Here is a 20,851-nt window from a genome sequence, read left to right as displayed (position 1 = left end):
TTCGGGCGAGGCGCGCCGGAAGTCGCGCTCTGCGTGAAAATCGACTATCGCCATGCGCTTCTGGCCGGGAGGGCGCGATCGATGGATGAGACCAATCAGGCCAGCGCGCCGGCCGGGCTGGCGGGGTACTATTACCAGGTCGACGTCTCGATCTATGTCGCCCTGGACCTGATCATCGCCCAGAAGCGCCTGGACAGGATCACGTTGGAGCCCGCCAACCACGAAGACCTGGCGGGCGACCTGACTGACGAGGCAAGAGCGAGCGCCGCCACGGCGCTGGGCCTGGCCGACGACCGTCTGATCGTGCAGGCCAAGCTGCGCAACACCGAACCGTGGAGCCTGGAGGATCTCGAGAAGCTGATCGCCCGTCGCGACGCCGAGGAGGATCAGTCCGCCGCCGATCGGCGGCGCAAGTCGCCCGCCGCCCTGCTCAACGGCGACGCCCAGCTGCGCTATCTGCTGATGACCAGCGCCGACCTGAAGGGCAAGGCTCGAGACCTGGGCGTGCGCGCCGTCGGCCAATGGCCGGCGACCCTGCCCGCCACGCTCGCCAAGCTTGTCCCCCAGGGAGCCGGGAGGATCGGCGTTCTGGCCCAGCTCGATGAGCAAAAACTGGAAGCGCTGATCCGCGAGCTTTTGCTGGTCACCTGCAAGGTCCCGCGCATCCACGTCGAGGCTTGCCTGGCCAAGCTGCGCGAGATCGCCCTGTGGCACATGAAGAACGGACCGTCCGACTGGACCCGCGAGGCCCTCGAGGCCACGATCGCGGAATTCGAGGGCTATCTGTCCAACACCTCCCGGGTCGCCGCCTTCGTCAAGCCGACCAACTGGCGCGAGCTGGTTTCCGCCCTGGAGACGCGAAACGCCATCGTCATCGTCGGCAGTTCGGGCACCGGCAAGACGACGGCCGCCGACATGCTGCTCGACCACCTGAAGACCAAGATCGACGGGGCCTTCAAGGTGGTCACGGTCCGGGGCCCTTACGACGTCTGGAACTATCGTGATCCGTCGCCGGTCGTGTTCATGATCGAGGATCCGTGGGGCAAATACCGGTTCCACGCCGATCACCGGGCCTGGAACACCGATCTGGACCGCATGCTCCAGGAGGCGCGCAAGGACCGCCGCTTCATCGTCACGACGCGCTCGGACGTGCTCTCGGAGGCGGGAGCCACGCGGCTGAACGCCGAGTGGTTCGTCCACCTGGAGACGCGGCACTACGGGCAGAAGGAGCGCTACCAGCTGTTCGAGAACCGCCTGCGCGACCTGCCCGAAACGCTCAAGCCCAGCGTCCACGCCGCTCGCGGCCGGATCCTTGAGCGCCTCGAGAGCCCCTATGAGATCCAGAAGTTCTTCGACGGCCTGCGCGACGGCGCCCGATCGGGCGAGACGACGCCCGAACTGATCAGCCGCTCGATCGAACGGTCCCACTACGACGCCATCGAAACCACCATCGTCGAGCAGATCGAGGATCGTGACGACACGCCGGCGGCCATCGCCGTCTGGGGGCTGCTGAAGGCGCGCCCGCAGCTCTCATGGACGGCCATCCCCGACATCACCCTGGCGCTGGGCGACAAGGACCACACGGTCGAGGACCGGGTGGAGCCCCTGATCCGCTTCATGGCGGCGGGCCGCAACATCCGCCAGCCCAAGGACGTGATCAGCTACTACCATCCTCGCGTCGAAGCCGGGCTGGAGCGGGTGATCAAGGCCAACGCCGCGCGGGCGGCCAGGCTGCTGGGCCATCTGGTCGATGTGCTGCACGACCAAGACGACGGCGACGCCGACTGGGGTCAGGAATCCGCCGCCCAGCTGGTCCAGGGAGCCAGGCGCGACGATGTCGCCATCCGGCTGTCGGCCGCCGCCCAGGCTCGCCTGGACGGGTTCCTTCGCCGGCGGCTGGCGGTCAAGGGCGGCCAGCTGGACCACGACCTGAAGCTGGCGGCGGACGTCGGCGCCGTCGGCGACACCATTGCCGACCTGGCGCGATGGCTCATGGCGAGGGGCAAGCTGTTCGGCAATCTCGATCATTGGCGCGACACCAAGCCGACCAAGGCCCAGGCCGAGGTTCTGGCGGCAGATCCCGACGTCCGGGCCCTGGCGGGTCGGTTCGTGCGCGAACTCCTGGCCGGCCCGCGCGACCGCTTTCCACAGGACTTCGCCAAGCGCCTCTCGCGGGTGGCCGGGCCGCAGACCGACGCCTTCCGCGATGCAGCCCTGGGCATGGTCGCCGACGGCCAGAGCTGGAATTCCGAGGCCGTCGCCCGCGGCGCGATCGTCGATTTCGACGGGTTCGAGCCGGTCGTGACGGCGGCGATCGCCGAAAGCCGCAAGCTTCTTGGCTCCAATGACGACCAGCTGTGGCTGGAGATTCGCAACGGCGAGCATAGTGAAGGCTATGAGGAGTACCTGGCGGAGCGATATTACGACCAGGGCGATACGGCCGACACCTTCATCAAGGCTTTCCTGGCGGACCTGCGTCGGTTGCGCGGGTGGCGAGCGATCCTCGCCCGACCGGACCGCGACGATCTGCTGTGGACCTGGATCGGTCTGGCGGCAGAGCCCGAGGCCACGCCCGAGCCGGAGGAACTGGAGGCCCTGGCCGACGCATGCCGCGGGCATCGTCACGAATCCCGGTTTTGGGACCTGGCCGAAGACACATGGTCTCCCCGGCTGGCCGGACGACTGGCCGCACGGTTGGATGATCCCTCGCTCGACGGATCCACGCGCCGCGCGGTGATCGAGGTCATGGCCCGGCACGAGCCCGAAGCCGTGAAGGCCGCGCTCGGCGCCGCCGCCCAGGCCGCAAACCTGGGCGAGGTGTTGCGATGGATGACGGACTTGAAGGCCGCCCAGCAAGGCTACGGCGTCAAGAACGCCGTGGTCGACTTCGCCAAGATCGCGCCGTCGGCAGCCGAGCCGTTCCAGACCCTGGCGCGCCTTGTCCTGACCGGCGAGGCCGCGCCGCTTTCGGACGAGGACGCCACCAGCCTGAACAAGATCGACGCTTCGGGGGTCCCCGACCTGCAGCTGGCCAAGGCGCGATTGCTGGCGGCCTCGGGCCGGGACGCCCGCGACCTGATCGAAGGGCTGCTCGCCACCCCCGGTGTGAAGGACGAGGATATCGCCAGGGCGGTCACGGCGTTTGGCCTGGCTGTCGAGCTTGGACACTGGGATGTCGTCGAGGCCGGTCTTGGCCACCGGTTCGCCGATGTTCGGCGCGCGGCCCTGGTCGCGCTCGCCCCCCGCGAACCCGATCCCCTTTCCGCGCGCCTGCTGGCCCTGGCGGGCGACAAGGGAAGCCGGGTGCGTCAGGCCTTGGTCGACCTCCTGAAGCAGAGGCCCCACCCCGCCCTCCAGCCGACCCTGGTCGCTCTGACCAAGGATCGTTGGAGCCGGGCGCAGACCTATTATGGCGAAGAGGCCAGCTTCCCGATCGCCGAAGCCGCCGCCGATCTGCTGGCCCAGCAAGCCCCGCTGTCGCCGGACACGGTGGAAACGCTGCTGGCGACCGCCCTTGAGACCGAGGACACAGATCTGCTCCACGCCTTGCTGGGCGCCGTGGCCGCTCAAGGCGGCGACACCGGTCTCAATCGCTTGGCCGATATCGTCCTCGAACAGGGGCGTCCGACGATTCACGCCGCGGCCGCCCACGCGCTCTATCGGGCGGGCGTGGTCGCGCCCTCGCGGGCCGCCCGGTTCGACCTGCAGCAATTGACCCGTCGCGCGGCCTGGATCGCCAACAATATGGCCCTGGCCATCGGGACCACCGGCGAGCCGGACGCGACCTTGCGCCTTGCCAAGGCGATCGGCGCCGATCCGCAGAGGGCCGCCCTCTTGATCCCGATGAGCTTCGCGGCTCTGCGGCGAGACCTCGACCTGGCCGACGCCATCGCCGGGCTCCTCCCCGAGGCGGTCAGTCAAGGAATGAAGGCGGCCTTGGCGGGCGGCGCGCCGATGCCGCGAACGGTTTTGGAGGGATTGGGCGAGTTCAGGGTGCGTGAAGCCGTGATGTCCAGCTTGCCAGGCCTGTTCCAGCCCACCCGCCGGAAAGGGTGAAGGGAGGGCCAGGCCGGCGGGCCGCTGGTTTGCGGTCGCTGGAGCCTTGCCATGTCCCTTAAATCCATTGTCAGAGCGCTTGGGGGCGATCTCTATGCCGGAGGTCGTCGCGCCAACATCCCCGCCCCGGGCCATAGCCGACGGGATCGATCGGTGTCCCTGTTGGAGCGCGACGGTCGATTGATCATCCATACGTTTGGCGACGGGGATTGGCGCCGGGTCCGCGACGATCTTCGCGCCAGGGGCCTGCTGGGCGACGGAGCCGACGACCCGGCGGCCTCGCCGCGGCGCCCGGGTCGAGACGAGGACCGGGCGCGCCGCCGGGAGGTCGCCCAGGCCCTTTGGGCCGACGGTCGAACGGTCGCCGGAACCTTGTCCGAGCGTCATTGCCGGCTGCGGGGCCTGGTCGGCGATCCGCCCGGACCTTCGGCGCTGCGGCACCACGGCCTGGTTCCGCTCTCGGTCTATCGACCGGGCGCGGCCACCCGGCCGGCCTTGCTCGCTGGCGTCTGCGATCGCGACGGGGCGATCACGGCCGTCGAGATCACCTACCTGCGGGCCGATGGCCACCGCGCCTCGGCGCTGCGGCTGGCGCGCAAGACGGTCGGCTGCCTCGCGCCCGGCGGCGCCGTGCGCCTGGATGTCGCGGTTGAAACCCTGCTCGTCGCCGAAGGCGTCTTCACCGCGTTGTCGGCCCGGCGCCGCTTTGGCCTGCCGGCCTGGGCGCTCCTCTCGACCTCCAATCTCCGCGCCTGGCGTCCGCCCCCGGAGGTGCGTCGGGTGATCATCGCCGCCGATCGCGGCCGGGACGGGGAGGCGTCCGCGGCCGCCCTCGCCCGCGCCCTCGAGACGCTCGGCGTCGCGACGAGGATCGCCCTCCCGCCGCCGGGGTTCGGCGACTGGAATGAGCTGGATGCGGCCGAGGCGCGCGGCCGCATCGGCGGGCAAAGGGGGGAGTGAGGGACCGGGCGGGTGCGCCCGATCGGCAGGATGGTCCTGTCTGGGGCGCTGGAGCCGCCTCATGTCTCGTTCGTCTTCCGCCAAGGCCTTGGTCCTTGCCGCCGCCTCGCCCGCGCCGTCCGACAACCGCATTCGCGTGCCTTTGCGCGACCTGGGCCTGGCGCCCGAGAACCTCCGCTTCGACGAGGCCGCCGATGAACGCATCGGCCAGTTGGCCGACACCATCGCCGCGGCCGGCGTCATCGTCCCGCCGATCGTCCGCGCGGGCCGCAAGGGCGAACAGCCCTATATGGCGCTGGACGGCCGTCGACGCCGCCTGGCCTTGCTCGACCTGGTCGATCGCGGCGTGATCGACGAGGACTATCCGGTCGAGTGCGTCCTGGCGGTCGGCAAGGCCGCCCAGGCCGCGGCGATCGTGCTGCCCAACGCCGAGACCGCTCCGGTGCACATCGCCTCGATCATCATGGCGATCGGCAGCCTTCGCAAAGCCAAGATGGACACCGCGTTCATCGCCGCCTCGCTCGGCTATTCGGAACTGGAGATCAAGCGGCTTGAAGCCTTGGCCGGCGTGCACCCGACCGTGCTGGCCGCCCTGCGCCAGGGCCGGCTGACCCTCAAGCAGGTGCGCAGCTTCGCGCGGATCTCCGACAAGACCCAGCAGGCCCAGCTGGCCCAGTCGGCGCTCGATGGGCATTTCCAGGAGTATCAGCTGCGCAATCTCGTCGAGACCGGACGGGTGACCACCGAGGATCGCCGGTTCCCGCTCGTGGGCGAGGCGCGCTACCTGGCGGCGGGCGGCCGGTTGGATGTCGACCTCTTCGGCGAGCTGCCCGATCGGGTGCTCGATCCGGAAATCCTGGAGCACGCGTGGCGCCAGCGCATCGCCCCGCTGATCGCCAAATTCCAGGATCGCGGCCTGGCGGTCTTTGTGGGGCCTGACGCCGGCTACCGCGCGCCCGACGATTTCGAGAGCCTGCCGTTCGTCTATCACGGCGACCTTTCGGAAGCGCAGAAGACGGCCCGCGCCGAGGCGCGCGACCGTGTCGATGAACGGCTGGAGGCCCTGCGCGAGGTCGGGCTGGTCGCCGACGACGCCATAGAGGCGATCGACGCGGTGCTGGTCGCCCGCCAAGAGCACGCCGCCTGCGTCCTGGGCCGCCTTACCCTCGGGGCGCTGCTGCTGTCGCCCAACGCCGAGCGCGGCGTCGACGCCACCTTCTACACCCCCGAGCCGGAGGATCTCGAAGCGAGCGAGGAAGAGGACGGCGACGATGGGGACGACGATGGCGCGCGCCCGAGCCGGCCGGCCGAGGTCGTCGATCTGGTGACGCCGAAGGTCGTGGTGTCCGTCGAGGGCGTCAGCCACAGCCTGCACGAGGTGCGCACCGACCTGGCCACCCGCGGCCTGATCCGCGACCTGGCCGACCATCCGGGCGCGGCGCTCACGGCCCTCGTCGCCCAGCTCTTCAAGATCCTGGCCCTGACCACGCACACCTACCAGGATGAGTCGGCCCTGGCGGTCACGGCGGCCAAATATACGCGCGGGGGCATGACGCCGCATCCGGCCCTCGACGGTGAGGTGCGCGCTCGCCTGTCGGCCCGGCGAGAGGCCTATCTGGCCAGCGGTCTGCGACCGATCGGTTTCGTCGACGCCCTGCCGCACGGGGAGAAGATGGCGTTGCTCGCCGAACTGGTCTCCGTAAGCCTCAACGTCCGGGAGCAGCGCACCAGCTTGGTTCGCCACGCCGCGCGGACCGAGGCGGCCGAGATCGCCGAGCTGTGCGACGCCGACCTCAGCGTGCACTGGACGCCGGACGCGACGTTCCTGGCCGCCCACTCCAAGGCGCAGCTGATGGCGATGCTGGACGAGATGAAGGTCGAGGATGCGCGCGCCGCGACGCTGAAGAAGGACGAACTGGTCAGCTTCGTGGCCGAGGCCGCGGCCGAACGTCAGTGGGTTCCCGCCGCTCTGGGCTGGAGCGCCGCGGTCGAGGATGACGAGCCTGCGGCCGATGAGGCCGAGGGTTCGGACGTTGCGCCCGAGACTGGCGACGCGGGCGGCGATCCGGCTTCCGCTCCACTGGTGGAAGCCGCCGAGACGGTCGCGGCCTGACCGACGCGAGCCCTCGCCGCCGGGCGAGGGCTCGACCCTTGCAGCCGCGAGGGGCCCGGACGGTCCTCCAAAGGTCGAGGGGATGGGGGCGGGGCGAGCCCGTCGGGTCTGGAGGGAAGCGCCCTCCGCGGCGGGTGAGCCAGGATCTCGCCATGACCGCATCGCTGCCCTTGTTCGCCGCCGACGCCGCGAGCGCCGCCGACGCCAGCGCCAATATCCTCTCCGCCGCCAGGGCGCTATCGGCCCACCTCAACCGCTCGCGGTCGCTGGAGCGCAAGCTGATCGCCGGCGTGATGACCACGGCCTTCGGCGCCTCGGACGCCGAGGGGGCCTGGAGCTGGCGCGACGCCTACGACGCGGTCGAGGCGGCCATGGTGCTGCAGATCCGCCGCCTGACCCCGCAGGTCTCCCGGCTGGAGGACGCCCCGGCCGAAATCTGCGCCCTGCTGGCCAGCCTTTCGGCCCTCACCCCGACCCAGACCCGGCGCTCCGAGGAGCAGGTCGACCTGGATCAGTTCTCGACGCCGCCGCAGCTGGCCGCTCTGGCGGTGCTGGCCGCCCAGATCCGTCCGGGCGACCAGGTGCTGGAACCATCGGCCGGCACGGGCTTGATCGCCGTGATCGCCGAGGCCTGCGGGGGCAGGCTCTGGCTCAACGAACTGGCCAGCGGCCGCGCCGCCCTGCTGGACGGTCTCTTTTCGCAGGCGAGCCGTTCGCGTCACGACGCGGTCCATCTGAAGGACCTCCTGGCCGCGTCAGGCGCCTTCGACGCGGTCGTGCTCAACCCGCCCTTCCAGCACCTGGACTCGCATCTGGCCGCGGCCCTGGCGACCCTCGCCGACGGCGGGCGCCTGGCGGCGATCGTTCCAAGCCGAATTCTGGACGATGCGCCGGCTCTGGCCAGGCTCGAGACCGGGGCGGCGATCGTCGGCCGGATCGCCTTCCCGCCCAGAGCCTATGCGGGCCATGGGACGTCGGTGGAAACGGGTCTTCTGGTCATCGACCGCGGCGTCGCCGCCGATCGCGCCGCCCTCGTCGCCTGCGCCGACCTCCCCGAAACCGCCCAGGCCGCTGCGGCCATCACCCCGCGCGCGACGGCCAAGCCCAGAAGCTTCCACGCCGTCTCCCGGACGGCGGTCCTGGCGCCCAGGGCGCGATCCCTGGCCCTGCCCACGGACCGGATGGGCCTTCTCGCACAGGTCGCGGCCCTGGACTACCGGATCATCGACTGGAGCGGCGAGGGCCACGACGTGGGGCTCTACCAGGCCTACCGCCTGGGCCGCATCGCCATCGACGGCGCCCCCGTCCACCCCTCGGCGTTGGTCGAGTCGCGACCCATGGCGTCGGTCGCGCCGCCCGCCCCGACCTATCGCCCCGTTTTGCCCGTCTCGATCCTCGCCGAGGGCCGGCTCTCCGACGCCCAGCTGGAGACGGTGATCTATGCCGGCGAGGCCCATGCCGCGACCCTTCCCGGCGCTTGGGTCATAGGCGAGGCCGCCCATACGGCCCTGCCCGCCACCGCGGAGACGGAAGGGGCGGTCAGCTTCCGGCGGGGATTTTTCCTCGGCGACGGCACGGGCTGCGGCAAGGGCCGGCAGATCGCCGGCGTTATCGCCGACAACATGGCCCAGGGCCGCGTTCGCGCCGTCTGGCTGTCCAAGAACGACGCCCTGCTCGAAGACGCCCGCCGCGACTGGGGCGCGATCGGCGGCGGGGCGCGTGACATCGTTCCACAGAGCGCCTGGAAGCAGGCCGACGCCATCCGTCTTGACCGAGGCGTTCTCTATTCGACCTACGCGACCCTGCGCCAGCCGGCGCGCGGCGCGAAACCCTCGCGCCTCGACCAGATCGTCGCCTGGCTTGGCGAGGACTTCGACGGCGTCATCGTGTTCGACGAGGCCCACGCCATGGCCAACGCCGCCGGCGGCGGCAAGGGCGCGCGCGGTTTCAAGAAAGCCTCGCTACAGGGGATGGCGGGCCTGGCGTTGCAGAACCGCCTGCCCAAGGCGCGGATCGTCTATGTCTCCGCGACCGGGGCCACCACGCCGGAGAACCTGGCCTATGCGGCGCGCCTGGGCCTGTGGGGCGGGACCGAGGCGCCGTTCCTCAATCGCGAAGCCTTCCTCACCGCGGTCGAGGCCGGCGGGGTGGCGATGATGGAGCTGATCGCGCGCGAGCTAAAGGCGCTCGGCCTCTACATCGCCCGCTCGCTGTCGTTCGACGGCGTGGAGTACGAGGCCCTGGGCCACGCGCTCACCGAGCAGGACGTCACGATCTGGAACGCCTGGGCCGACGCCTACCAGATGATCCACCGGAACCTGCGCGCGGCCCTGCAGGCCACCGGCGTCGCCGACGGGGACGGCAAGGTCAAGAGCGCCACGGCGGCCTCGGCGGTGATGTCGGCCTTCGAAGGGGCAAAGCTTCGGTTCTTCGGCCATCTTCTGGCCGGCCTGAAGACGCCCAGCCTGATCGCCGCGATCCGCGACGATCTCGCCAAGGACCGCTCGGCCGTGATCCAGGTCGTGTCGACCAACGCCGCGGTCATGGAGCGCCGCCTGGCCCAGATCCCAGTGAAGGAGTGGAACAACCTCTCGATTGACATGACGCCGAAGGACCAGGTGCTCGACTATCTGATGTCGGCCTTCCCGGTTCAGGCGATGACCGAGGTCGACACCGAGGATGGCGGAACGACCGTCGTCCCGCTTTACGAGGACGGCCGCCCGGTGCTCAGCCAGGAAGCCCTCCGCCTGCGCGAGGCGACCATCGCCGACCTGGCTTGCCTCCCCGCTGTGCAGGGGGTGCTGGACACGCTCCTCGACGTGCTCGGTCCCGACCTCGTCGCCGAGGTCACCGGCCGGGCGCGCCGGGTCGTCAGCCGCGATGGGCGGCGGGTGGTCGAGCGGCGCGCGCCTTCGGCCGCCAAGGCCGAGACCGACGCCTTCATGGGCGGCAAGAAGCGCGTCCTGGTGTTCTCGGACGCCGGCGGGACCGGCCGCAGCTACCACGCCGACCTCGCCGCGGCCAATCAGCAGCGACGGGTTCACTATCTGGTCGAGCCCGGCTGGCGGGCCGATGCGGCGATCCAGGGCCTTGGCCGCTCGCATCGCACCAACCAGGCCAGCGCGCCGCTGTTTCGGCCGGTGACCACGGAGATCCATGGCGAGAAGCGCTTCCTTTCGACCATCGCCCGGCGCCTGGACAGCCTGGGCGCCCTGACGCGCGGTGAACGCCGGACCGCCGGCAACGGGCTCTTTCGGGCCGAGGACAACCTGGAAAGCCCGTGGGCCCACCGGGCCCTGCAGGCCTTCTATGTCGCGCTTCACTTCGGCCAGGTCGAGGCCATGAGCCGCGAGGCGTTCGAAGCCAAGACGGGCCTGTCCCTGCTTGACCACGAGGGCAATCTCAAGGACGCCGACGATCTGCCGCCGATGAACACCTTCCTCAACCGGCTGCTGGCCTTGCGGATCGAGGACCAGAACGGCCTGTTCGCCAAGTTCGAGGCGATCCTGGGGGGCATCCTCGAAAAGGCGGCCGCCTCCGGCGCGCTCGACAAGGGCATGGAGGACGTGGTCGCCGACGACCTCGACGTCTTGGGCGAAGAGGTGCTGCGCACCGACCTGACCACGGGCGCCGAAACGCGGCTCGTCCGCTTCGCGGTGCGCACCCGCCGATCCCTGATCACCGCCGACGAGGCCCTGGCGGGGCAGGACGCGGCGGGCCTGATCTACGGGGTGAACGCCAAGTCGGGTCGCGCCGCCCTGATCGTCCAGGGCCTGACCACCACGGACGATAATGATCGCCTGATCCAGGCCGTGCGCCTGATCCGCCCTGAAAAGCGCACGATCGCGCCGCTCAAGGCCTTCGAGGAATCGGCTTGGGAGGCGACGGACGAGGCGGCGTGGCGGGCGGCGTGGGCCGCCGAACTGGCCGCGGCCGATCCGTGGATCTCGCGCGAGCTCGCCCTGGTCACGGGGCTACTCTTGCCGGTCTGGTCGAGCTTGCCCAGCCGGCAGGCGACCGTGCGCCGGGTCAAGGCGCCCGATGGCCGGCGGTGGCTGGGGCGCACGCTCGATATCGGCCAGGTTCCGACCGTGAAGGTGGCCTTGGGCCTCACCGACATGGCCCAGGCCGTCGCCGACGGATCCCTGGCGCGGCGGATGATCCTCGAGGAGGGCGCGGCGATCGCCCTGGCCGGCGGCCTCTGGCTGCGCCGGGCCCGGGTCATGGATCGCTGGCGGGTCGAGGTGGTCGGCGCGGCGGCCCAGCGCCAGGCCTTCCAGCTGCTCGGCTGCTTCGTCGAGATCATCAACTATCAGCCGCGGGTCTTCGTCCCCGTGGACCAGCCGGCGACCTTCACCGCCTTGCTTGAGAAATGGCCGGCCCAGACCGTCCTGCCGGCGGCGGCTTAGCGCACCGCGCCTTTCCGGGGCCGAGATCGGCCGTGGCGTTGGGCGGCCCCGACGTGGGCCCGGGGCCGCCCGCGTCGGGTCAAAGGGAAAGGAAGGGCGGTCGGAGGCGGGCGATCCGGAAATCCGTCCGGCGCCGGCCAGCTGGAGGACTCCATGTCCGCCTGCCTTCCCCCACTTTCTCCCGACACCGCGACCGCCGCTGATCAGACTGCGGTCCTCGACTCTTCGCCCGAAGGCTTCGGCGTTGGCGAGGTCCTCGCCGCGCGCGATTTCATACCGCAGACGGCTTCGGCCGAGGCCGTGCGCCAGGTCGCCGCGCGGATGGACAGCGCGGTGCTGTCGGATGTGGAGATCCTGCATCTGCACCTGGCCGCCAGCGACCGGGACGAGGCCCTTGGCAACGCCGAGCGCCTGCTCGAGCGGTTTGGCGGCCTGGCGGGCGTCCTGGCCGCGGACGTCGCGGAGCTGCTGCGTCATGTCAGCCCCCAGTCGGCGGTGAACCTCAAGCTCGTCCGCGAGATCACCTGCCGGGTGAGCGCCGCGGCCTTGACCGATCGCCAGCTGCTCACCTCGTCCAGGACGGTCGCGGACTATTTCGCGATCCAGATGCGCGGCCTGCCGCGCGAGGAGTTCTGGGTGCTGTTCCTCGACAAGCGCAACCAGCTCATCGTCGTGGAGCGGCTGGGCCAGGGCACCACGGACCATGCGCCCGTCTATCCGCGCGAGGTCCTGCGCCGCGCCTTGGAGGTCGGGGCCAGCGCCCTGATCGTGGCCCACAATCATCCATCAGGCGATCCCGCCCCCTCGCGGGCCGACCTGCAGATGACCAAGGCCCTGGCCGACGCGGCCAAGGCCCTGGGCCTGGCGCTGTGGGACCACATGATCATCGGCAGCGACAGGGTCCTCAGCCTGAAGGCCGAGGGCCTTATCTGATCGGTCGCACCCTGGAGAACTCCACCCGGATTCTTCGGGAGATGCGCGAACGATGGCAGATCGCCATCATCGTGCGGATGATCGAGAAAGCCGGAACCGGTGAGCGGGTCTACCTCGCCATCAAGTCCTTCCTCCTGACCGACAGCGACTATCGCCCTGGCGAGCGGGTCGACATCCGCGAACTCTCGCGCCACGTCGGAGCGAGCGCCTCCCCCGTGCGCGCGGCCCTTCACCGAATGGCCGGGGAGCGGTTGCTGGTCAGCCACCAGGGCGAAGGCTTTTCATTCCCACGACTGACCGAGCCGGGTCTGTCGGACCTCTACCAGTGGAACGCCGCCTTGCTGGTCAACGCCCTGAGGTCGGGACTGGCGCGAACGTTCACGCCGGAACCGGACATCGACGCTGTCGCCAGGCCCATCGCCAGCCTGGAGACGCTGTTCGCCGTGCTGGCCGCGCAGAGCGACAACATCGAAGTCGAGTGGGCCGTGGCCGGGGTCAGTGATCGCCTGCGTCGCGTTCGTCGCGCGGAGCTGGGCCTCGTCGCCGACTTCGGCGATGAGGTTGCGGAGCTGAGCAGGCTGCTGAATGACGGTGATGGCACCGCGATCCGGACCATGATGGTTGCCTATCATCGCCGGCGTCTCCGCCTGGTGCCCACCCTCGTCCGTCACCTTCACGGTTTGGCGGACCGCGAGCCACGCTGAATTTCCGGCGAATTTTCGAAAAATCCCCGTGTTATTCCCTGCGTGTTTTCCACCTTCGGTCGCACCTTACAACCGTCACGGTGGGCGTGACTTAGAGAAGGAGACCGTCATGGAACGGACCGAAGACCACATCGAAGACGCCCTGATCGACCTGGGCGCCGTCACCGTCGAAACCAAGGGCAACTTCCCGGTTCGCCCCGAGCAGGGCATCGGCACCCTGAACCCCGGTCTGTCGGAAGACTAAGTCGGGTGGGGGCTCGCCTTGGCGGGTCCCCAATGCCGAGCCGCCTATGCAGTTTCACGTGCCTTCCCATCTGGCCTTTTGCGACGCCCAGGGCGGCGTGATGTTCCTAGACGTCGCCAAGGGACGATACTTCGCCCTGCCGCGGCCCCTGGAGCCCGCATTCCGCGCGCTGGCGGGGCGCGCCTTCCAGGCCGATGACGCCGACCCCAGCTTGGTGGCCCGCCTACGTCGGATCGGAGTGATAACCGCCGAGGGCGGCGCACGGATCACACGCCAGACGACCCAGCTGCCGACGGCGAGCTGGATGGACACTCCGCCGCCGGATAGCCGGACAACGATGGCGGCGCGCGTTTGGGCGACCCGCCACCTGCTGGCGACCCGTTCAGCGTTACGCCGCCTTTCCCTGTCCCAAATCCTCGAGGGCCTGGACGTCCAACGCGCAAACCGTCAGGCCTCGGCGCTCGATCAGCTGGCCGATCCTTCGAGCCTATTCGAGAGCGCACGGCGTTGGACGCCGATTAAGCCGGTGTGCCTGTTGGATTCCCTGTCGCTACTGGCCTTCCTCCATCAACGCGGCTTAACGGCCGATCTCGTGTTTGGCGTGATACGCCAGCCGTTCGCCGCCCATTGCTGGGTCCAAGCTCATGACGTCGTGCTGAACGATCGATTGGATCGGGTGGCGGAGTTCACGCCGATCCTGGTGGTCTGATGGCTGGCGGCTATCTGTTGATCCTGGGCCAAGGCCCTGCGGCCGACGCGCTACGGCACGGCGCCCGCGCCATCTCGACGCTCCGGCTAGTCGTGGAGACCAGTGAACTCGCCGTCCTGGTCGAGTCTGAGCTGCCTTACCGACCGCTTGGAGCGGCTGGGTGCGTTCTGGGCCATGTGTTCGTCGATTCCGCCGAACCTGCGGCGATCGATCAGTTTGGTCCGGATCAGGTTCAAGCGATCGTCGCCTCCAACGGACAATGGCTGATCGACAATACCTGGGGCGGGTATCTGGCGATCATCACGCCGCCGACGGGCGGCGGCGCGCAGGTATTGCGCGATCCGTCTGGAGCCTTGCCCGCCCTTTGGATCCGCCAGGAGCGCTTGACCCTCATCGCCTCGTCGCTGGACCTGGCGCTCGCGGCGGGCCTTCCTCGGCCGAGTCTCGACTGGCCGACGGTCGGGCAGATTCTGGCCTATCCGCATTGTCGCGGCGTTCGCACGGGATTGCGCGGGGTGGACGAACTGCTGCCGGGCGTTCGCGCCTGCATTGGCCCCGACCAACGGGCAACCACGGCCCTGGCCTGGTCACCATGGGTGTTCGCCGACCGCGACCGGGCGTTTCCCGATCGCGAGTGCGCCGCCTCGTCGGTGCGGGAGGCGGTGGACCGTAGCGTCCGCGCTTGGGCGCGGGTTTCCGCGCCGCTGATCCTGGAACTGTCTGGGGGCCTGGATTCCTCGATCATCGCCACCGGCCTGGCGGGAGGGGACGCGACATTCGCCAATTTCTACACGCTCGCTGCCGAGGCCGACGAGCGCGCCTATGCGCGAGAGGCCGCCACGGCCGCTGGCGGCGTTCTCATCGAGCGCGAGGTTCATGCCCATCAGATCGATGTTCGTCGCGCGAGACCCGGTCGTCACGCTCGACCCGCTTCCCAGGCTCTGCTCCAGCCGATCGAGGCTGCTTTCACGCGTCTCGGCCGGGAGCTGGGAGCTGCCGCCTATTTCACCGGCTTGGGCGGGGACAATGTCTTCTGCTCGATCGCTACGGCTGCGCCGGCCACCGACGCGCTGCTGACCTTCGGGCCCGGCGGTCACTTTCTGCGGTCACTGGCCGATCTGGCCCGACTCCATCAGGCCACGCTGTGGGACGTCGCCCGTCTGGCGTTTCGAAAGGCCATCGCGCGCAGGTCGAGCCTAGGCGTGGTTCCGGTTACCCGATTCCTGGCGGGCGACGTCATGCCAGACCTTCCAGAGCATCCTTGGCTGACCGCGCCGGCCGGGGTGCTGCCTGGCAAGCGCGAGCATGTCGCGAGCCTCCTTGTCGCCCAGGCCTTTCTCGATCGCTACGAGCACGCCGCCCAGGCCCCCGTGCGTTATCCGCTACTGGCCCAACCGGTGATGGAGACCTGCCTTCGGGTTCCGTCTTGGATGTCGATCGCCGAAGGCCGCAACCGAGCGCTGGCGCGTGACGCCTTCGGCGATGTTTTGCCTGACGCGATCAAGCGCCGTCAGACCAAAAGCGGGCTCAACGTCTTCATGGGCGCCGCCTTCGAGGCCAATCGCGCGACCCTGGTCGACCAGTTGGTCCGCGGCTGGCTGGTCACCGCAGGCCTGGCCGATGGTCAGGCGATCCGCCAGGTGCTCGATGACCCCGCGCCCAACGGTCTGGACATGGCGCGGCTCCTTTACCTGGCCGATGTCGAGGCCTGGGCGCGAACCTGGGGTCAAACCTAATGCTCGCGAGCTTTGGCCGCCATGGCGTCCCAGCGGCGGTACTGGTCGATTTTCATCGGGTCGGGATCCCGGTAGTCCTGCAGCCAGTAGCGAAACCAGTCGAGGTTGCGCTGGTAGGCTGCCAGGCGATGCCGAGGCTGCGCTAGGACGTGCCGTTCCTGTGCGAACACGTGCAGTTCCACGGGGGTCTTGCTATTGGAGAGCCGTGCGAACAGTTCGATCGTCGGCCGAAACTCTTGTTCGGGCAGTTGCATGAGCAAGGGCGTGGTGAGGTCAGCGGTGTCCAGCGCGGCGGAAACCTCCTTCCAGCGCTGGGGCGTCTCGTCCGGCGCCCCAAGTTTCCACGCGCGCCTTAGGCCGTCATGAATGTCGCGTCCCGCGACGCCATTGAACCAGTAGTACCCCGGCTCAACCTGCAGCGAAGCGATGGAGGCGGCGGCCAGTAGCCTGGTGTGGCGCGCGACCCAGAGGGTCACCTCGCTGCCCATGCTTAGGCCGCCCATGCCGACCTTGGAAGGATCGATAAGGCCCCGGCGATCCAGAAGCGCGACGACGGCCACCACGCCTTCCAGACCGGATTGGTAGTCGGCGACCATGTCCAGGTCGGTGCTCTGGGATCGGGTCGGATTGATGCACAGGGCGGTCAGCCCGGCCTGGGCCATTGTCACCAGGGGCCACTCGTCGCCGACGCCGCCGCGCAGATACCCTTCACAACGATAGTAGTTGATGAACAGAGGCGTGCGTCCCGCACCGGCTGCCCGGATCAGCTGTCCCGTGAACACGCGTCCCTTGGCGTCGGTCCAGCTCAGAGCCTCGGCGACGACGGTCTTGTCGTTTGGGGCGGGTCCGTTTGGGGCGGCTAGGATCGTCCGGCGGCCGGTATCAATGCCGATCTTCTCCAGCCTCGGAGGCGTCAAAGCCTGGGACGAAACGCAGACCAGGGCGTCGACGCCGACCGCGCAGGGCGCGCCAAACTCTCCCCCGCCCAGTTGGCCTGGGTCTTGGACGATCGCGCGCACGCCACCGGCCAGACGCCAGATATAGAGGGTTGTGCGAAGGCCTGGATCGGTCGCGGCGAAAACGACTTCGTCCCGTTCGGGCCGCCAGGTGATCCACGATGGCGTGTGGTCACGGCAGGCCTTGGCCTGGCAGCTGTCGACCGCCCCGCCCGGTCGCACCACTTCAAGCCTCATGTGATTGTCGCGCCAGACCAAGCGCGCCTCGCCGAACCGGGGGGAAGGGATCGTGGTGATCACATGCTCGGCGGCGAAGACATCCGGCGGCGGAGGGCGCTGAGAGCCGTCGCTTGGGGCGCTGGTCGGGGCCAGAGTGGTCAAGTCGATGGCCTTGGCTTGCTCGGGCGTGTCGCCGAGCAAGGCGTCGCGTTGGAACCAGCGTCCTGAAAGGCGCTCGGACGCCATGCGGCCGTTGATCTCGACCGCGCCGAACAGGGCTTGGGCCGGATCGACGGTGTGATCGATCCGGACGCCGCTGTCGTAGAGCGTACGTTCGGCGTCGGCCACCTGGGCGCGGGTCGCGCGCACCCAGTAGACAAGGCGATTGTCGGCGTCGACCTTGAAGCGATCGACATCGGCGTCATCGGCCGTGAGTCGCTGGCTCCCCGAGCCATCCGCGCGTGATCGCCAAATCTGGACCTGTCCCTCCCGCAGCGCACGATAGTAGATGTAGCGTCCATCGGCCGACCAGACCGGCGCTTCTTCGACCGCGACCCCCTCGGCCTTCCATAACGCCAGGCCGCCATCCCCGACCTTAAGCGGGGGGGACAAGCCGTCGATCGCAGCCACCCACCATCCAAGGCCGTAGTGATTGGCCTCCAGCGAGGCGCGGCCCTGCCGAAACGCGACATATCGCCCGTCCGGTGAAATGACCGGCGTGGTGATGTCGACCGTTTCGATCAGCGCCGACAAGGTCGGGGGCGCGACCCGCGGCGCCTCGGTGGAGGCGACGGCCAGGCTGGCCGCGAGCAGCAGGGCTACCATGACTTGACCAGTTCCAGGGCCACGCGGCGGCCCGTGGGATCGGCCTTCTCGCCGTCATAGCCGATTGCCGAAAGCACCGTGCGCAACTCGGCGTAAGGCGGGTCCCTGTCGAACAGGTTGGTCACGGTCAAGGCCACGCGCAGGCCTGACAGCCGATCGGCGCGGTCAGGAACCTTATAGGCCACCTGCAGGTCGGCCGTGGTCCAACTCTTGACCGTCTGGCGGGGCGTTACCGTCTGGTTCTGGTAGTCCGAGATATAATTGACGAAGCCGGTGAGCGCCCACGGGCCAACGCTCCAGCCGGCGTGAGCCCGAAGGCGTAGGTCCGTCGGCGTTCCGACCGTGCCGACCACGTTGATGGTCGGCGAGCCGGAGGTGACCTTCTGGTCGATGGAAAAGATGTAGCTGCCGACCAAACCCAGGGACACCTCGCCGCGCCGGGTCGAGACGTCGTAGCCAAGATCAAGGTCCAAGCCACGCTGGCGCGCCGAGGAGAGGTTGCGATTTCGCAGATCGACGATGGCGGTGACCGCCGAGGCCGGTATGGCGGCGGGATTGTACAGCAGCGGGCTGGCGTAGTAGGCGGCGACGGTGCTCGCGCCGGGGTGGTCCTGGATGACGTCCCCGTAGACTTCGCGCTCAATCAGGATGTTGAACGCGTTAGCGTTCACGTTGGCGATCCGGTCGCGGTAGTCGATGTCGTAGTAGGTCAGCGAAGCGCTCAGGCCGTCGATCTGGGCGGGTCGGAAGATGACGCCGGCGGTCCACGTCGTGGCGCGTTCAGGGCCTAGATCAGGGGCGTTGCCCAGGAGGGTGAGCACCGTGGTCGAACCGCTCGGGGAGCTTGGATCCACGAGAACTGTGGGCTGGTAGGCATTGACCGACGGACCTTGACGCAGATCCTGGAAGCTGGGCGCCCTGAACGAGGTGCCATAGCTGGCCCGCACGGTTAGGTCGGCGCTGGGGCGCCAATCCAGTCCGATCTTGGGGTTGGACGTCGTGCCGACGTCGCTATAGCGCTCGATGCGACCGGCGAGGGAGAGGTCCAGGGCGCGGACGCCGCTGACGCTCATCGCCGGATTGACCAATGGAACGCGCAGCTCGGCGTAACCGGCGGTAATCCGACGCGTACCGGGGTATTCGGTGGGGAGGTCGAACGGGTTGATGCTGAACAGCAGATAGGTCGAGCTCTGGGTGTAGCGTTCGGCGCGTTGCTCGGCGCCGACGGCCAACATGACCTCGCCGGCTGGCAGCGAGCCGATGGGGCCGTCGGCGCGGAACGACACCGACCACGACTTGAACAGGCTATGGCTGGCGAACCAGCCTCGGACGGCTTCGCGCGTGGCCAGCGGGGTCGATCCCGCGTCGCCGAACACATTGTAGGCGGTCGCGGGATCGCTGTCGGCCAGCGCCGCGGCCAGGGCGACGCCATTGGGCCCGTAGTTATCGATCCGGTAGCGCTCCTTCTGCTGCGCTAGCGCGCCCTGCAAGCTCGCCGACCATCTTCCCAGATCCCGCGTCATGCCGACCAGGCCGCTATAGGCGTCCGTTCTGCCGTTGGTGCGGGTGGCGCCAAGGTCTCCAGTGAAGTCGTATTGCACCAGGACCGGATCAGTCCCGCCCTGCGGGTTGAGATAGAACGGATTGGTCGACGGCACGCTGACCGTGGTCGGATTGCCGCCCAGGATCCGCTGGTCGAAGGTCCGCCGGGCGGCCAACGCCTGAACGAAGACGTCAGTGTGTGCGGTCAGTTCCTGGCGGCCCGACACGTAGAGGCTGTGACGCTGTTGCCGGGGCAGGAGATCGGCATTGGCGTAGGCGTCCGTCCTGTTGACCTGGCCGGGGGCGAGTTGGCCGGTCGTCAGGTTGCGACCGTCCTGGCCGCCCGGGATCGCATAGGCTTGGCCGCCAGCGATGATCGTGCCGGGCGCAGCGTAGGGTTGGCGATAGTCAGCGCCGCCGAAGGGGCGCAGATCCTCGGTGGCGTAGGCGCGCTTCGCGGCCGCAAGGGCGTCGCGATCGTAGTACTCATAGGCGAGGGTCAGCCCACCGGACTTCCATGTGCGGCCCAGAAGCACGCCCGCCTGGACCTCGCGAGCATCGCCGTCGGCGCTGCTATAGCGCAAGCGGGTTTCCAGACCTTCGAAGCGGTCCCGCATCACGAAATTGACCACCCCGGCCACGGCGTCCGAGCCGTAGAGGGCCGAGGCGCCGTCGGCCAGAACCTCGACCCGAGCGATGGCGGAAGCGGGCAGTACGGAAATGTCGGTGAAGGTCCCGGCGATGCCGGCTCCGGCGGGCCGGACGCCATTGATGAGCACCAGGGTGGAGTTCGATCCCAAGCCGCGCAGGTTGACCCCCGACCCCATGGCGGTGTTCAGCGGCGCGCCGTTTCGACTACTGACCCCAGAGGTGGTTTCGCCGGGACCGCCGCCGAAATTCTGGGGGACCGACTGCAAGATCTGCTGTGCGGTCGCTGCGCCCGCGCGATCTATGTCCTCCCGCGTGATCGCGATAAGGTTCGAGCCGACAGGGCCCGCGCCGCGAATGCGCGTGCCGGTGACCACGAGTTCCGACAGGACTTCAGGGTCGCCGGCCGTCTGCTCCCCCGTGGCGGCGGCCAGGGCCCGGCGCAGGACCAGCTTGTCGCCGACCGGGATCAGGACGAGCCCGGAATTGGCCAGCAGGCGCTCGAAGGCCTGGTCGGCCGTGAACCGGCCCTTCAGGGCCGGCGCGTCCTTGCCCGCCACCAGGTCGGAGGGAACGATCACCTCGCGGCCGCTGGCCTGGGCCACGGCGGTCAGGGCCTGGCCGAGATCCTGGCGCTTGAGGTCATAGGCTTGCGCTGCCGTGGGCTGACGGGTCTGGGCCGAGGCCTGACCCGCCAGGGTCAGGCTGAGGACCGCGGCGCTGGCGAGCAGGGCCCGACGGGTCGTGATCGAGAACATGGTTTCCCCCAAGGGACGCGAGATGCGTCGTGTCTGGGG

At 69.2% G+C, this 20,851-nt stretch carries 11 protein-coding genes; 9 read left to right on the top strand and 2 right to left on the bottom strand.

All coding sequences use genetic code 11. The features are described 5' to 3' along the window. Window positions 1–81 precede the first annotated feature (81 nt). From AC1RJ9_RS19035 to AC1RJ9_RS18995, 9 genes are all read left to right on the top strand, one after another. Window positions 82–4,056 (top strand): nSTAND3 domain-containing NTPase, encoded by a 3,975-nt coding sequence (locus AC1RJ9_RS19035; RefSeq protein WP_492086223.1) that lies wholly within the window; start codon window positions 82–84, stop codon window positions 4,054–4,056. Between the two features lie 153 nt (window positions 4,057–4,209). Beyond that, window positions 4,210–5,016 (top strand): toprim domain-containing protein, encoded by an 807-nt coding sequence (locus AC1RJ9_RS19030; RefSeq protein WP_492086224.1) that lies wholly within the window; start codon window positions 4,210–4,212, stop codon window positions 5,014–5,016. Window positions 5,017–5,077: 61 nt separating this feature from the next. Beyond that, a complete protein-coding gene (locus tag AC1RJ9_RS19025; RefSeq protein WP_492086225.1) occupies window positions 5,078–7,129 on the top strand; it encodes a chromosome partitioning protein ParB in 2,052 nt (683 codons plus the stop codon). 152 nt (window positions 7,130–7,281) lie between these two features. Next, on the top strand, window positions 7,282–11,538 hold the full coding sequence (locus AC1RJ9_RS19020; RefSeq protein ID WP_492086226.1) for a strawberry notch-like NTP hydrolase domain-containing protein: 4,257 nt from the start codon (window positions 7,282–7,284) through the stop codon (window positions 11,536–11,538). A gap of 153 nt (window positions 11,539–11,691) precedes the next feature. After that, the gene (gene radC / locus AC1RJ9_RS19015; protein ID WP_492086064.1) at window positions 11,692–12,471 is read left to right on the top strand and encodes a RadC family protein; all 780 of its coding nucleotides are present in this window, start codon (window positions 11,692–11,694) and stop codon (window positions 12,469–12,471) included. A 41-nt stretch (window positions 12,472–12,512) separates the two neighbouring features. Beyond that, window positions 12,513–13,175, top strand: coding sequence for a GntR family transcriptional regulator (locus tag AC1RJ9_RS19010; RefSeq protein WP_492086065.1), 663 nt, complete (start codon window positions 12,513–12,515; stop codon window positions 13,173–13,175). 109 nt (window positions 13,176–13,284) lie between these two features. Further along, complete coding sequence (locus AC1RJ9_RS19005; RefSeq protein WP_492086066.1) at window positions 13,285–13,419, top strand: benenodin family lasso peptide; 135 nt, start codon at window positions 13,285–13,287, stop codon at window positions 13,417–13,419. Between the two features lie 46 nt (window positions 13,420–13,465). Further along, complete coding sequence (locus tag AC1RJ9_RS19000) at window positions 13,466–14,128, top strand: lasso peptide biosynthesis B2 protein (protein ID WP_492086067.1); 663 nt, start codon at window positions 13,466–13,468, stop codon at window positions 14,126–14,128. Continuing rightward, window positions 14,128–15,864 (top strand): asparagine synthase-related protein, encoded by a 1,737-nt coding sequence (locus AC1RJ9_RS18995; protein WP_492838725.1) that lies wholly within the window; start codon window positions 14,128–14,130, stop codon window positions 15,862–15,864. The genes AC1RJ9_RS19000 and AC1RJ9_RS18995 overlap by 1 nt, the downstream gene beginning before the upstream one ends. On the opposite strand, the gene AC1RJ9_RS18990 is transcribed toward AC1RJ9_RS18995, so the two are convergent. After that, window positions 15,861–17,864, bottom strand: a complete 2,004-nt coding sequence (locus AC1RJ9_RS18990) for an Atxe2 family lasso peptide isopeptidase (protein ID WP_492086069.1) — start codon at window positions 17,862–17,864, stop codon at window positions 15,861–15,863. The genes AC1RJ9_RS18995 and AC1RJ9_RS18990 overlap by 4 nt on opposite strands. Then, window positions 17,858–20,812, bottom strand: coding sequence for a TonB-dependent receptor domain-containing protein (locus tag AC1RJ9_RS18985; RefSeq protein WP_492086070.1), 2,955 nt, complete (start codon window positions 20,810–20,812; stop codon window positions 17,858–17,860). The genes AC1RJ9_RS18990 and AC1RJ9_RS18985 overlap by 7 nt, the downstream gene beginning before the upstream one ends. Between the last annotated feature and the right edge of the window lie 39 nt (window positions 20,813–20,851).

This window comes from Caulobacter sp. GW822-FHT07D08 (assembly GCF_058798735.1).
The sequence above is the reverse complement of the archived record's forward strand: the minus strand, read 5'-3'. Positions and strand labels throughout refer to the sequence as shown.